The organism is Pseudomonas sp. MM227, from assembly GCF_947090715.1.
GTDB lineage: Bacteria > Pseudomonadota > Gammaproteobacteria > Pseudomonadales > Pseudomonadaceae > Aquipseudomonas > Aquipseudomonas baltica.
Window position 1 is genome coordinate 327,706 of sequence record NZ_OX352319.1, and the last position, 12,290, is coordinate 339,995.

13 protein-coding genes are annotated in these 12,290 nt (G+C 63.9%); 4 read left to right on the top strand and 9 right to left on the bottom strand.

Translation table 11 applies throughout. The features are described from left to right. Nucleotides 1-20: 20 nt before the first annotated feature. From ONG87_RS01485 to gpmI, 4 genes are all read right to left on the bottom strand, one after another. The gene (locus tag ONG87_RS01485) at nucleotides 21-752 is read right to left on the bottom strand and encodes a divergent polysaccharide deacetylase family protein (protein WP_244652781.1); all 732 of its coding nucleotides are present in this window, start codon (nucleotides 750-752) and stop codon (nucleotides 21-23) included. 25 nt (nucleotides 753-777) lie between these two features. After that, nucleotides 778-2,103: a S41 family peptidase gene (locus ONG87_RS01490; protein WP_122480492.1), complete on the bottom strand. Its 1,326-nt coding sequence runs from the start codon at nucleotides 2,101-2,103 to the stop codon at nucleotides 778-780. Nucleotides 2,104-2,165: 62 nt separating this feature from the next. Further along, on the bottom strand, nucleotides 2,166-3,458 hold the full coding sequence (locus tag ONG87_RS01495) for a murein hydrolase activator EnvC (RefSeq protein ID WP_122480491.1): 1,293 nt from the start codon (nucleotides 3,456-3,458) through the stop codon (nucleotides 2,166-2,168). A gap of 3 nt (nucleotides 3,459-3,461) precedes the next feature. Next, nucleotides 3,462-4,997: a 2,3-bisphosphoglycerate-independent phosphoglycerate mutase gene (gene gpmI / locus ONG87_RS01500; RefSeq protein ID WP_264382082.1), complete on the bottom strand. Its 1,536-nt coding sequence runs from the start codon at nucleotides 4,995-4,997 to the stop codon at nucleotides 3,462-3,464. Nucleotides 4,998-5,214: 217 nt separating this feature from the next. Here gpmI and ONG87_RS01505 point away from each other — a divergent pair, with 217 nt between their 5' ends. Genes ONG87_RS01505 through secB form a run of 3 tightly spaced genes read left to right on the top strand, consistent with a single transcriptional unit; the run spans nucleotide 5,215 to nucleotide 6,415 of the window. Beyond that, nucleotides 5,215-5,628: a rhodanese-like domain-containing protein gene (locus ONG87_RS01505; RefSeq protein WP_122480489.1), complete on the top strand. Its 414-nt coding sequence runs from the start codon at nucleotides 5,215-5,217 to the stop codon at nucleotides 5,626-5,628. A 1-nt stretch (nucleotide 5,629) separates the two neighbouring features. Beyond that, entirely contained in the window at nucleotides 5,630-5,884 is a 255-nt protein-coding gene (grxC, locus tag ONG87_RS01510) for a glutaredoxin 3 (RefSeq protein ID WP_122480488.1), read from the top strand. A 45-nt stretch (nucleotides 5,885-5,929) separates the two neighbouring features. After that, nucleotides 5,930-6,415 carry a protein-export chaperone SecB gene (gene secB / locus ONG87_RS01515; RefSeq protein ID WP_122480487.1) on the top strand — a complete coding sequence of 162 codons (486 nt, stop codon included), beginning with the start codon at nucleotides 5,930-5,932 and terminating at the stop codon, nucleotides 6,413-6,415. Nucleotides 6,416-6,525: 110 nt separating this feature from the next. On the opposite strand, the gene trmL is transcribed toward secB, so the two are convergent. Continuing rightward, nucleotides 6,526-6,981 (bottom strand): tRNA (uridine(34)/cytosine(34)/5-carboxymethylaminomethyluridine(34)-2'-O)-methyltransferase TrmL, encoded by a 456-nt coding sequence (trmL, locus tag ONG87_RS01520; protein WP_264382083.1) that lies wholly within the window; start codon nucleotides 6,979-6,981, stop codon nucleotides 6,526-6,528. Here trmL and ONG87_RS01525 point away from each other — a divergent pair. Next, on the top strand, nucleotides 6,980-7,420 hold the full coding sequence (locus ONG87_RS01525) for a hypothetical protein (RefSeq protein ID WP_192137555.1): 441 nt from the start codon (nucleotides 6,980-6,982) through the stop codon (nucleotides 7,418-7,420). The two genes, trmL and ONG87_RS01525, sit on opposite strands and share 2 nt — an antisense overlap. Before the next feature lie 856 nt (nucleotides 7,421-8,276). Here ONG87_RS01525 and ntrC read toward each other — a convergent pair. The 4 genes from ntrC to ONG87_RS01545 all read right to left on the bottom strand — a co-directional run bounded on the left by ntrC (nucleotide 8,277) and on the right by ONG87_RS01545 (nucleotide 12,184). Further along, nucleotides 8,277-9,713 carry a nitrogen regulation protein NR(I) gene (gene ntrC, locus ONG87_RS01530; RefSeq protein WP_122480484.1) on the bottom strand — a complete coding sequence of 479 codons (1,437 nt, stop codon included), beginning with the start codon at nucleotides 9,711-9,713 and terminating at the stop codon, nucleotides 8,277-8,279. Further along, nucleotides 9,710-10,795, bottom strand: a complete 1,086-nt coding sequence (gene glnL, locus ONG87_RS01535) for a nitrogen regulation protein NR(II) (RefSeq protein ID WP_122480483.1) — start codon at nucleotides 10,793-10,795, stop codon at nucleotides 9,710-9,712. Before glnL ends, ntrC begins: the two co-directional genes overlap by 4 nt. 277 nt (nucleotides 10,796-11,072) lie before the next feature. Then, nucleotides 11,073-11,669, bottom strand: coding sequence for a DUF4124 domain-containing protein (locus ONG87_RS01540; protein WP_264382811.1), 597 nt, complete (start codon nucleotides 11,667-11,669; stop codon nucleotides 11,073-11,075). Continuing rightward, entirely contained in the window at nucleotides 11,669-12,184 is a 516-nt protein-coding gene (locus ONG87_RS01545) for a DUF4124 domain-containing protein (protein ID WP_185794922.1), read from the bottom strand. Before ONG87_RS01545 ends, ONG87_RS01540 begins: the two co-directional genes overlap by 1 nt. Between the last annotated feature and the right edge of the window lie 106 nt (nucleotides 12,185-12,290).

Here is a 12,290-nt window from a genome sequence, read left to right on the forward strand (position 1 = left end):
TGAAACAGGGCAATGGCGAATCAGTGGTAGATCCCGCCCTTGCCATGGGCGGCCGTGGCGCGATTGCCGCGCTCGCCGATCATCTGCCGGACCGGTATCCACTCCACTCCCCTGGCCTTCAAGCGCGGTAGTTCGCGCTCCAGCACTTCCAGGGTCTGTGGATAGGGGTGTCCGATGATCACCACCGTGCCCTGTTTGTGTGCCAAGGCAATGGCTTTTTCGAGCTGGCCAGCGATGGCCTCGACGGTGCGCGTGTCATCCAGGAAGACGTCCCGGGAGAGGCTGGCCAGGCCGATGCCCTGGGCTTTGGCGGCGGCCACGGTGGCGGCGCTGGTGCGGCTGTCAACGAAGAACATGCCGTGCTGCTGCAGCTCGTTCATCAACAAGGCCATGGCCTCGGGCTGCGAGGTCATGCGGCTGCCCTCGTGGTTGTTCAGGCCGGCAGCATACGGCACGGCGCGCAGCGCGGCCTGCAGGCGAGCGAGTAGCTCACTGGCAGGCATGTCGGGTCGCCAGGCGAACGGGCCGGTCGCAGGATCCATGGGCATGTGCACCATCACGGTCTTGCCGGCCTTGTGCGCCTGGCGGGCAAAGTCCGCAGCGTGTGGCGTGTCGGGCATGATTGCCAGCGTCACTGGGCCGGGCAGAGCCAGGGTGCGGCTGTCGCGAGCCGGGGACTGGCCCAGGTCATCGATGATCAGGCTCAGGTACGCCGGCCCGGCGAAGCTCGGGCCGGCAAGCAGCAACAGCATGGCCAGCAACGAAATCCGGCGCATATCAGTTGCCGCGCGTCACGCTCAGGCCCTTGAGCAGGCTGAGCGCCTGGCTGATCTGGAAGTCGTCGTCCTGTGGCCGGGCCTTGCGGGCGCCGATCACCGGCTTGCCCGAAGGTCGATCGGCGCCGCCGTTGCCGTTGCCCAGGTGACCCTGCAGGTCGGCTTCCTTGAAGCTTTCGGTGTCGGCATCGCGGGTGACCTTGCCCTGACGTACCTCGACATCCGGGATGATGCCCTGGGCCTGGATCGAGCGGCCATTGGGCGTGTAGTACAACGCCGTGGTGATCTTCAGGGCGCGATCGTTGTTGAGCGGCAGCACGGTCTGCACCGAGCCCTTGCCGAAGCTGTCGGTGCCCATGAGGATGCCGCGCTTGTGGTCCTGCAGTGCGCCGGCGACGATTTCTGCCGCCGAGGCGCTGCCGCCGTTGATCAGCACCACCAAAGGCACCCGTTCGCTGGCATCGGCAGGGTCTGCCGAGAAGCGCAGTTCCGAGTTGGCGATGCGGCCCTTGGTGTAGACGATCAAGCCCTTGGTGAGGAAGTGGTCGGCCACCTCCACGGCGCTTTGCAGTACGCCGCCGGGGTTGTTGCGCAGGTCCAGAATCAGGCCCTTGAGCTTGCCGTTGTTGTCCTTGCGCAGCTTTGCCAGGGCCTTGCCGACTTCTTCGCCGGTTTTCACCTGGAACTGGGTGATGCGCAAATAGCCATAACCGTTTTCCAGCAACTGCGCCTTGACGCTCTTGACCTGGATAGTGGCGCGGGCCAGGGTCACGTCGAACGGCGTACCGCCGTCGCGCACCAGGGTCAGGGTGATTTTCTCGCCGAGCTTGCCGCGCATCAGATCGACGGCCTCGGTCATGCTCAGGCCCTGGGTGGGCTGGTTGTTGATCTTGACGATCAGGTCGCCGGCTTCGATGCCGGCCTTGGAGGCTGGCGTGTCGTCGATGGGCGAAACCACCTTGATCATGCCGTTCTCGCTGCCCACCTCGATGCCCAGGCCGCCGAACTCGCCACTGGTGCTTTCCTGCAGCTCCTGGAAGTCCTCGGGGCCCAGGTAGGCGGAGTGGGGGTCGAGGTTGCTGAGCATGCCCTTGATGGCATTCTCCAGCAGCGTCTTGTCATCCACAGGCTCGACATAGGCCGCCTTGATGCGGTCCATCACCTCGGCGAAGGTCCGCAGCTCGTCCAGCGGCAACGGTGCGGCGGCCGGAGCCGTGCCAACCGACCGGGCAGGCTGGGGAGCCAGATCGGCGGCGATCACTGCCGGGGCAGCACAGGCCACGGCGATCGTCAGGGCCAGCGAGGTAAGGCGGGACAGATGCGGCATGTCTAACAGACTCCTGATACGGGTTCGCGCCTTTGAGGGCTGCTTTTGAACGACTGCGCCAGTCAGCCTCGACACCATTGCGAGGGGTCGGTCGGCTTGCCTTGCTGGCGTATTGCAAAATACAGCGCTGGCGTGCTCTGCCCGCCGCTGGTACCTACAGTGGCGATGGCATCACCGGGCTTGACCACATCACCGGCCGATTTGAGCAGGGTCTGGTTGTGCCCGTACAGGGTGAGGTAGCCATTGCCATGGTCGAGAATGACCAGAAGCCCGGCGCCGCGCAACCAGTCGGCGAACACCACGCGGCCACCGTGCACCGCATGCACCTGGCTGCCGGCCGAGGCACTGATCATGACCCCGTCCCATTTGGTGCGGACATCGTCGCCGCGGGTTTCCCCGAAACGTGCCAACAGTCGACCATCGACAGGCCATGGAAGTTTTCCCCGCGCCGAAGCAAATGCACCACCGAAGCTTTCGCCGCTGCTCGACACCAGCGGGCCACTCGGTGCGCGAGGGGCCTGTGGTGCGGGTGCTGGCGCTTCTCGGGTGGCGGCCGCCTGCGCTTCGCGCTGCCGACGTTTTTCAGCCTCCTGGGCGGCCAGCAGGGCCTTCTGCCGCGCTTCCTCGGCTTCGCGAGCCTGGCGTGCCAGGGTTTCCTCGATGGTCTTGAGCACCTTGGCCAGGTCTTCCTGGTCCTGCTGACGCGTCTGCAGCTTCTGGTCGCCTTGCTTGTACTGATCGTTGAGCTTGGCCAGGGCGACCTGACGCTCCTTGCGCACCTTGTCGAGGTCTTCGCGCTGGCTGTCCAGATTGCCTTGCTGCACCAGCAACTGCGCCTGCTGCAGATTGATGTCCTTTTCCACACCCGCCAGCTTGTGCAAGGTCTGGTTGAAGTTCTTCAACTGTTCCAGGCGCGCCTGGCTCAGATAATCGTAATAAGTCAGGGTGCGGGCGAACTTCTCCGGATTCTGCTGATTGAGCAGCAGTTTCAGGTATTCCTGGCGCCCGCTCTGATAGGCCGCGCGGGCCTGAATGGCAATGAGACGTTGCTGTTCGACGCGGGCGGCCTGGAGCTTGGCTTTCTCGCCTTGCAGACGCTCCAGTTCGCCCTCAGTCTTTTTTAGTTCTTTCTGCAGGGCCTCCACCTGCTTTTCCAGCTTGCCCATCTCGGTTTCGGTGGTGCGCAGCTCTTTCTGCACCCCGGAGCGTTCCGCCTGCAACTTGCCAAGGGTTTTCTGCAGCTCGGCGATGTCCTTGCGGGTGGCGTCGATCTGCTGCTGGGTTTGCGCGCGCTCGTCGGCGAAGGCCGGGCCGAGCAGGCATGTCAGGGTCAGGAACATCAGGGCGCGGAGCATGGGTCAGCCTTGTACCAGGATCGAGGTGCCGGTCATCTCTTCGGGCTTGGGCAGGCCCATGAGCCAGAGCATGGTGGGCGCCACGTCGGCCAACACGCCGCCGGCGCGTACCTTGACGTCACGCTGGCCGACGTAGATGAACGGCACCGGCTCGGTGGTGTGCGCGGTATGCGCCTGGCCGGTGCAGACGTCTTCCATCTGCTCGCAGTTGCCGTGGTCGGCGGTGATCAACGCTTCGCCGCCGACCTTGTCGAGTGCCGCAGCGATGCGACCCACGCACGTGTCCAGGCACTCGACCGCCTTGATCGCTGCAGCCATGATGCCGCTGTGGCCGACCATGTCGCCGTTGGCGTAGTTGACCACGATGACGTCATAGCGCTGCTGCTCGATGGCTTCGACGATGCGGTCGGTCACTTCCGGCGCGCTCATCTCGGGCTGCAGGTCGTAGGTCGCCACCTTGGGCGAGGGCACCAGGATGCGCTCTTCGCCAGGGAACTCTTCTTCACGGCCACCGGAGAAGAAGAACGTCACGTGGGCGTACTTTTCGGTTTCGGCGATGCGCAGCTGGGTCTTGCCGTTCTTGGCCAGGTATTCGCCCAGCACGTTGGTCAGGCCGGTGGCAGCAAAGGCCGCCGGTGCCGGGATCTTTGCCGAATACTGGGTCAGGCCCACGTAGCCGGCCAGTTTGGGCTGGCGATTGCGCGGGAAATCTTGGAAATCGTCTTCGACGAATACGCGGCTGAGCTCGCGCGCACGGTCGGCGCGGAAATTCATGAAGATCATGGCATCGCCATCTTCGACGCGAACCGGCTCGCCGACCGTGGTGGCCTTGACGAATTCGTCGCTCTCGCCGCGCTCGTAGGCGGCCTGCAGGCCTTGCACGGCAGTGGCCGCGTGGAATTCGGAGGCAGCATCGACGATCAGGTTGTAGGCCGCGCTGACGCGCTCCCAGCGGTTGTCGCGATCCATGGCGAAGTAGCGGCCGATCAGGCTGGCGGTGCGCCCACGGCCAAGGCGGGCGAACGTGGCATCCATCAGTTCCAGCGAGGCCTGGGCGCTCTTGGGCGGGGTGTCGCGGCCGTCGAGGAAGGCGTGCAGGTAGATCTTCTGCGCACCGCGTCCGGCGGCCAGTTCGGCCATGGCCACCAGGTGATCCTGGTGGCTGTGCACGCCACCGTCCGACAGCAGGCCCATGAAGTGCACCGCCTTGCCGGCGGCCACGGCCTTGTCCACGGCTGCACAGATCGTGGGGTTGGTGAAGAACTCGCCGTCGCGGATGGCCTTGGTCACGCGAGTGAAATCCTGGTACACCACACGCCCGGCCCCCAGGTTCATGTGGCCGACTTCCGAGTTGCCCATCTGCCCGTCGGGCAGCCCGACATCCATGCCCGACCCCGAGATCAAGCCATTGGGCTGGCGTGCCATGAGGGCATCGAGCACCGGCTTGCGAGCCGAATAGACCGCGTTGTACTCGTGGTTTTCACTGTGACCGAAACCATCGAGGATGATCAGGACCAAGGGTTTGGGCGTGGCTGTCATGGATCCCACTCGCTATGTCAGAAGAGCATTCAGGAGAAGCCCGGCATTTTAGGGCATTGCGGGCCTGCGTGACGAATCATGGCGGTTTATTTCACCGCGGGTGCAAGAACAACAAGCACAGACCCGCAATCAGGCCGAGCGGTTCCGTCCGGCGGGCTTTGGCCGGACTTGGCGGCTGTGTATACTGGCCGACATTTTAACGCCCTGGAACCCGCTGATGGTCGCTCACCTGATTGAATTCGCCACAAATCACTATCTGCTCGTGACCGCGTTCGTGGTCCTGCTGGTCATGCTGATCATGCTGGAAATGAGCAAGGGCGCCAAAAGCCTCAGCCCCCGCGAGCTGACTGCGCTGGTCAACAGCGACCAAGGCGTGGTCGTGGATATCCGCAACAAAAAGGACTACGCCGCGGGCCACATCGTCGGCGCGCTGAGCATTCCCCAGGACAAGCTGGCCAGCCGCGTCGGCGAGCTGGAAAAATACAAGGGCAAGACCCTGATCGTGGTCGATGCCATCGGCCAGCACGCCGGCACTGCCTGCGCCGAGCTGGTCAAGGCCGGCCACACCGCCGCCAAGCTGGCCGGTGGCGTCTCGAGCTGGCGCGCCGACAACCTGCCTGTGGTGAAGTGACATGAAGCCGATCCTCGTCTACTCCAGCGACTATTGCCCCTACTGCTCGCGCGCCAAGTACCTGCTGGAAAGCAAGAAGGCGCCGTTCACCGAGATCAAGGTCGACGGCAAGCCCGAGCTGCGCCGCGAGATGGCCGCCAAGGCTGGCCGTACGTCGGTGCCCCAGATCTGGATCGGCGAGTTGCACGTCGGCGGCTGCGACGACCTGTTCGCCCTCGAGCGCGCCGGCAAGCTGGACGCGTTGCTGGGGGCCTGATCGGTCCCCTTACCCCCACACCTCTGAAGATCACAAGGATCTGCGATGACCGACCAAGCGAACAATGGCGCTGCTGCCGCCGAAAACGAACCGCAGTTCTCGCTGCAGCGCATCTACGTGCGTGACCTGTCGTTCGAGGCGCCGAAAAGCCCGGCGATCTTCCGCCAGCAGTGGGAACCCAGCGTTTCCCTGGATCTGAACACTCGTCAGAAAGGCCTGGAAGGGGACTTCCACGAGGTCGTGCTGACCCTGTCGGTCACGGTCAAGAACGGTGAAGAAGTCGCGTTCATCGCCGAAGTGCAACAGGCCGGTATCTTCCTGATCAAGGGCCTGGACGAGGGTTCGATGAGCCACACCCTGGGTGCGTTCTGCCCCAACATCCTGTTCCCGTATGCCCGCGAGACCCTGGACAGCCTAGTGACCCGCGGCTCGTTCCCGGCGCTGATGCTGGCTCCGGTGAACTTCGACATGCTCTATGCCCAGGAACTGCAGCGCATGCAGGAATCGGGCGAAGCGCCTGCGCCTCAGTAAGCGTTGGCTTGCAGTGAACAAAAAGCGCCTTTCGGGGCGCTTTTTCGTAGGTGCGTGGTGCCCACTTTCGCGGGCGGCGAGCCCGCTGCCCGCGAAGAGGCTCTCAAGCCCTACTCGAACCCCAACTGCCGCCACGCCTCATACACCGCCACGGCCACCGTATTGGACAGGTTCAAACTGCGGCACCCTTCGCGCATCGGCAGGCGCAACTTGTGCTGGCTGTCCAGCGCTTCCAGCACTTCGGCGGGCAGCCCGCGGCTTTCAGGTCCGAACAGGAACGCATCGCCCTTCTGGAAGCTGGCATCATGGAACGGTCGCGAACCCTTGGTGGTGAACGCGAACACCCGTGGCTGCCCCAGGCTTTCCAGGCAGCTGGCCAGGTCGGCGTGGCGCTGCAGAGTGGCATATTCGTGATAATCCAGGCCGGCCCGACGCAAGCGCTTGTCGTCCAGCTCGAAGCCGATCGGCTCTATCAGGTGCAAGGCGCAACCGCTGTTGGCGCACAGCCTGATAATGTTGCCCGTATTGGGCGGAATCTCTGGTTGAAAAAGGATCACGTGAAACATGCGCGGCACCGAACTGAAGGACGGGCAGCATTCTACTCCTGATCCGAGCGAGCGTTCGCAACTGTGGCCACGGGTTTTGGGCTCGCTGGCGATCATTGGCTTGCTGGTCGGACTGATGATCGGCCGCCTGGCAAATCCCGAGCCTGCCCGCTTGGACAACATCGAAGTGCACCGCGACCAGTTGGTGCTGTGGTTCAACGATGAGCCGCGGTTGCATGGCGAGGTGGTGGAAGGAACGGTGGCGATGCTGTTCGACGCCACCGGCGCTCCGGCCAGCGGGCGGTTGCTGGTGGGCGGCAAGCCGGTGACCTGGCGCATTCAGCGCAGTGATCAGGGGTTGTTGTTGACGGTGGTGGCAGCGCGTCCGTTGCAGATGCAATGGCGCGCGGTGCAGCTCGATGGACGCTGGCAAACCACCGTCGAGCTGCGCGAGCAATAAAAGAGGGGACCCCAGCCTGCCTGTACCGGGGCCCCCCAAGCGGGGCTGAAATACCCGGCCTTGCAGCCGGGCGTTTCGATGTAAAGAAGGGGAGTCCCGGCCTGCCTGTACCAAGGTCCCCAAAACAGTTGTGCGGTATTCCAGCCTTGGCTGGAGTCGCGGTGTAAAGAGGGAATCCCCGGCCTGCCTGTACCGAGGTTCCCGAAACTGGGTAATGGTTAGTACATTGCAGCGTGCGTGCCAGTTTTGTTGCAGAAGCTTTCTGAACGCCAAAAACGTTTTGTCTTGGAATCTATCTGATTGGAATGTAAGGGAAAATTATTTTTATCGGATAACAGTCTTTTAGCTCATTGAAACGGACGAGGTTTTATCCGAGCAATAAGCGATGTTCGCTAGCGCATCGTGTGGGTGCACTGCACAAGGCGAATGCACGAAAGCGGAGAGTTTCTTCAAACCCCCTGTAGCAGCGGCGCAAGCCGCGTCGGCGGTACGTGCGGTGCATCAGACCCAGCGCGGTGAGGCCGGACGCGGCTGGCGCCGCTGCTACAGAGATCGGGTATGCCGTGGGGGTGTGTGCTGGGCATCTGACGTACCCCTGTAGAAGCGGCGCAAGCCGCGTCGGCGGTATGTGCGGTGCATCTGACCCAGCGCGGTGAGGCCGGACGCGGCTGGCGCCGCTGCTACAGAGATCGGGTATGCCGTGGGGGTGTGTGCTGGGCATCTGACGTACCGCTGTAGCAGCGGCGCAAGCCGCGTCGGCGGCATCCGCGGTGCGTCTGCCCCAGCGCGGTGAGGCCGGACGCGGCTGGCGCCGCTGCTACAGGGATCGCATATGCCGGTGGCGGTGTGCGGGACGTCAGGCTTCTTCGACTTCGTCTTCGTCGGCGCCGTCGACCTTCATGCCCAGCTCCTTGATCTTGCGCGTCAGGGTATTGCGACCCCAGCCCAGCAGCACGGCCGCGTCACGACGACGCCCGGCGGTGTGCTTCAAGGCGGTCTCGATCATGATCCGCTCGAAGCTGGGCACGGCGCTGTCGAGCAGGCTCGATTGCCCGCGTGCCAAGGCCTGGTCGGCCCATTGGCGCAACGCCTGCTCCCAGTTGGTCACCGGTGCCGCGTCCTGCGGCAGGCTCAGCAACTCGGGCGGCAAGTCGCCGGTGTGCACTTCGCGGCCCGAGGCCATCACCGTGATCCAGCGGCAGGTGTTCTCCAGCTGACGCACGTTGCCAGGCCACGGCAGGTTCTTCAGGTAGTCCTCGGTCTCGCTCTTGAGCAGCTTGGGCTCGACCGCGAGTTCCTGGGCCGCGCGGCTGAGAAAATGTCGCGCCAGGGTCGGGATGTCTTCGCGACGGTCCGACAGACGCGGAATGTGGATGCGAATCACATTGAGGCGATGGAACAAGTCCTCGCGGAACTTGCCGGCGTGCACCAGGGTTTCCAGATTCTGGTGGGTAGCGGCAATGATGCGCACGTCGACCTTGACCGGTATGTGCCCACCGACGCGGTAGAACTCGCCATCGGCCAGCACGCGTAGCAGGCGCGTCTGGGTGTCGGCCGGCATGTCGCCGATTTCGTCGAGGAACAGTGTGCCGCCGTCGGCCTGTTCGAAGCGGCCTCGGCGCAGGTTGGCAGCGCCGGTGAAGGCGCCTTTTTCATGGCCGAACAGCTCCGACTCCATCAGGTCCTTGGGAATCGCCGCCATGTTCAGCGCAATGAACGGCGACGCGGCCCGCGGGCTGTGCCGATGCAGGGCGTGGGCGACCAGCTCCTTGCCGGTGCCCGACTCGCCATTGATCAACACGGTGATGTTGGAGTGGCTGAGGCGGCCGATGGCGCGGAAGACTTCCTGCATGGCCGGTGCTTCGCCGATGATCTCGGGCGTGCGGGTAAGAGCCGGTACTTCGGTCAGGCCTTGCTGTTCCTGGGCGTGCTGGTTGGCACGCTTGACCAGCGACACTGCCTCGTCGACGTCGAACGGCTTGGGCAAGTACTCGAACGCGCCGCCCTGGTAGGAAGCGACCGCGCTGTCCAGGTCCGAGTGCGCGGTCATGATGATCACCGGCAGGCGTGGATGCTGTTCGCGAATTCGCGCCAGCAGGTCCAGGCCGCTGGCCCCGGGCATGCGGATGTCGGAGATGATCACGTCGGGCTGCTGGCGTGCCAGTCGGCTCATGACACCATCGGCGCTGTCGAAGCTCTGGGTGGTCATGCCTTCTTGCTGCAGGGCCTTTTCCAGTACCCAGCGGATGGAACGGTCGTCATCGACGATCCAGACAGTTTCACTACGGCTCATGACGAAGCGGCTCCTTGTTCCAGCGGCAGGAAGATCGAAAAGGTGGTGTGGCCGGGGTGGCTTTCACACTCGATCAAGCCCTGGTGCTGACTGATGATGTTCTGGGTAATGGCCAACCCCAGGCCGGTACCGTCGGGACGGCCACTGACCATGGGGTAGAAGATGGTTTCCTGCAGTTGCGCAGGAATGCCCGGACCGTTGTCGGTGATCTCGATCTTGCTGACCAGGCGATGGCGCACATGGCCGATGGTGAACTGGCGCATGGCGCGGGTGCGCAGGCTGATGCGTCCCAGGCGTAGCTCGTTCTGGCCGCTGATCGCCTGCATGGCATTGCGCACGATATTGAGCACGGCCTGGATCATCTGCTCGCGGTCGATCAATACATCCGGAATGCTCGGGTCGTAGTCGCGCACCAGAGTGATGCAGCCCTGGCTTTCGGCCTCGACCAGATTGGCCACGCGCTCCAGCACCTCGTGGATATTGGTCATGGCCAGCAAAGGCAGCTTGTTCGAACCGAGCATGCGGTCGACCAGATTACGCAGGCGGTCGGCTTCCTCGATGATGACGTTGGTGTAGTCCTTGAGGCTTTCCTCGGGCAGCTCGCGCGCCAGCAATTGAGCCGCGCCACGGATGCCACCCAGCGGATTCTTGATCTCGTGGGCCAGGCCGCGCACCAGCATCTTGGTGGTCTCCTGCTTGGACAGCTGGGCCTCTTCCTTGGTGATGCGCAGCAGACGGTCACGCGGATGCACTTCGAGCAGCAGCCAGGTGGCGCCGTTACTGAGGATCGGCGTCACCGCGTAGTCGACCGTCAGCGTCTGCCCGGCCAGCGCGGTCAGCATCGCTTCGCGCTTGGTGAAGGGGTGAGCCTGTTCGACTGCCTGGCGCAGGGAGTTGAGGGCTTCGGTGGATTCGGTGAACAACTCGCTGATGAACTGACCATGGCTGCGTTGGCCACTGATCGCCAGCAGCATCTCGGCTGCGGGGTTCATGTACTCAAGGCGCAGGTCGGCATTGAGCAGAATGGTGGCAGTGGTGAGGTTGTCGAGTAACAGTCGGTGCAGGGCATCGCTGATGGTCATGGGGACAGGTGACCTCTTTTGGCACAGGGCGCCCGTGGCAGCGCCCGGGTTCGCGCGCGAAACAAACTCGCTGGTGCAGGGAAAATGCAAGAACCAAACCAAGGCTCCGAAAAGAAGCGCGGTTCCTGCAAATGGGTACCAATAGTGCTTCGCAGCAGGGGATCTTCGGTCCGTCAAATGCCGCGGCGACCCAAAATGGCACGGCATGCCTGGCAATGACCAGCATAGCGCACCAAAAAAGTGCGGTCAGGTATATGTGGTTTTTGGCTGTCGCTGCTCAGTCGTCTTCCGGCTTGTCCTTGAGTGGACATTCCGGGCGTACACCGTAGTCGGAACTTCGGCAGGGGTGAACCCGGCGTTTCTGAATCAGCGAGATACGCTGCAGGTGGACCGGCTGGGCTGGCGTGCGCTCGATCACATGGTCGTCCTGATCGATGATCTCGGCGGCCAGGGTATGAGTGCCGCGGTCGACGTTGCTCAGGGCGAACACCGGACTGCGCCCCGGCGCCTGTGCCACTTCGCCGTCGAGCAACAGGCGGTAGCGATGGTTGGGCTGCAAGGCCGGCTCACTGGTCAGGGTCACGATCAGTGAACCGTCTTCCTCGCGCACGGCGGTGTCCGGCAGGGGCCCGAGGATGCGCAGCATCTGATAACGCGTCGCCGCGGTTCTGTTCGGCACTGGCACCTTGCTGGTGCGCGGCGGCATCACGGTAGCCGGGGCGGTGGGCGTGGCGCGTGCAGGCATCGGCACCCGTTCGGCGCCCTTGCGCGGCTGGTCGGTGAAAACCCGGTTGCCATTGGCGTCGACGTAGGTGTACACCGCGGCTTGCGCGGAGGCGGTGATCAATGCCAGCCAGAGCAGCGTCCAGCGCATCACGGCAGGTGAACCCGCTGGACCGTGAAGGTGACGGTGGCGCTCTGCTGGATCACGGCTTCGCGGGCATCGAGGACCTGTACCGCCAGGCCATGTTCGCCGCGATCGACATTCACCAGTTGCAGGCGCGGCACGTTGCTTGGCTGACCATAGGGCTCGCCGTCGAGCACCAGGCGCAGGCGATCGCCCGAACGCAGGCGTGGCACGATCGCCACGCCCACATCGAAGGTGCCGTTGTTGGCCCGCAGCGCTTCGTCGGTTGGCAGCCCGGTCAGTTCCAGCTGGCTGTACTGGGTCTGCGGCACCGCGACGGTGGTGCTCGGCAGGGTGGTTGGCGCGGGCTTGCGCAGCGACTCCACGCTGTTGAGCGGCGGCAACTCGACCGTTTGGCTGGCACGCCCCTGGGGCGGCTGGTTGCTGTAGGCCGTGTTGCCCTCGGCGTCGGTGTATTTGTAGATCTGCGCCACGGCGGGCAGCGCACACAGCAGCAACAGGCAGGCTAGGGGTGAGCGCATGGAAACTTCTCTGAGTGGCGCTTGCATGGGGGCCAGCATAGAGCAATTGAGGGGGTGCGTGCAGCGTTGCCATGGTAGGCGCAGAACGAAAAAAGGCCACCCGAGG

Excerpts from the sequence above, each read along its gene's own strand:
- ONG87_RS01485 (WP_244652781.1), bottom strand. The coding sequence starts at position 752 with ATGCTGTTGCTGCTTGCCGGCCCGAGCTTCGCCGGGCCGGCGTACCTG.
- ONG87_RS01490 (WP_122480492.1), bottom strand. The coding sequence starts at position 2,103 with ATGCCGCATCTGTCCCGCCTTACCTCGCTGGCCCTGACGATCGCCGTG.
- ONG87_RS01495 (WP_122480491.1), bottom strand. The coding sequence starts at position 3,458 with ATGCTCCGCGCCCTGATGTTCCTGACCCTGACATGCCTGCTCGGCCCG.
- gpmI (WP_264382082.1), bottom strand. The coding sequence starts at position 4,997 with ATGACAGCCACGCCCAAACCCTTGGTCCTGATCATCCTCGATGGTTTC.
- ONG87_RS01505 (WP_122480489.1), top strand. The coding sequence starts at position 5,215 with ATGGTCGCTCACCTGATTGAATTCGCCACAAATCACTATCTGCTCGTG.
- grxC (WP_122480488.1), top strand. The coding sequence starts at position 5,630 with ATGAAGCCGATCCTCGTCTACTCCAGCGACTATTGCCCCTACTGCTCG.
- secB (WP_122480487.1), top strand. The coding sequence starts at position 5,930 with ATGACCGACCAAGCGAACAATGGCGCTGCTGCCGCCGAAAACGAACCG.
- ONG87_RS01525 (WP_192137555.1), top strand. The coding sequence starts at position 6,980 with ATGCGCGGCACCGAACTGAAGGACGGGCAGCATTCTACTCCTGATCCG.
- trmL (WP_264382083.1), bottom strand. The coding sequence starts at position 6,981 with ATGTTTCACGTGATCCTTTTTCAACCAGAGATTCCGCCCAATACGGGC.
- ntrC (WP_122480484.1), bottom strand. The coding sequence starts at position 9,713 with ATGAGCCGTAGTGAAACTGTCTGGATCGTCGATGACGACCGTTCCATC.
- glnL (WP_122480483.1), bottom strand. The coding sequence starts at position 10,795 with ATGACCATCAGCGATGCCCTGCACCGACTGTTACTCGACAACCTCACC.
- ONG87_RS01540 (WP_264382811.1), bottom strand. The coding sequence starts at position 11,669 with ATGCGCTGGACGCTGCTCTGGCTGGCATTGATCACCGCCTCCGCGCAA.
- ONG87_RS01545 (WP_185794922.1), bottom strand. The coding sequence starts at position 12,184 with ATGCGCTCACCCCTAGCCTGCCTGTTGCTGCTGTGTGCGCTGCCCGCC.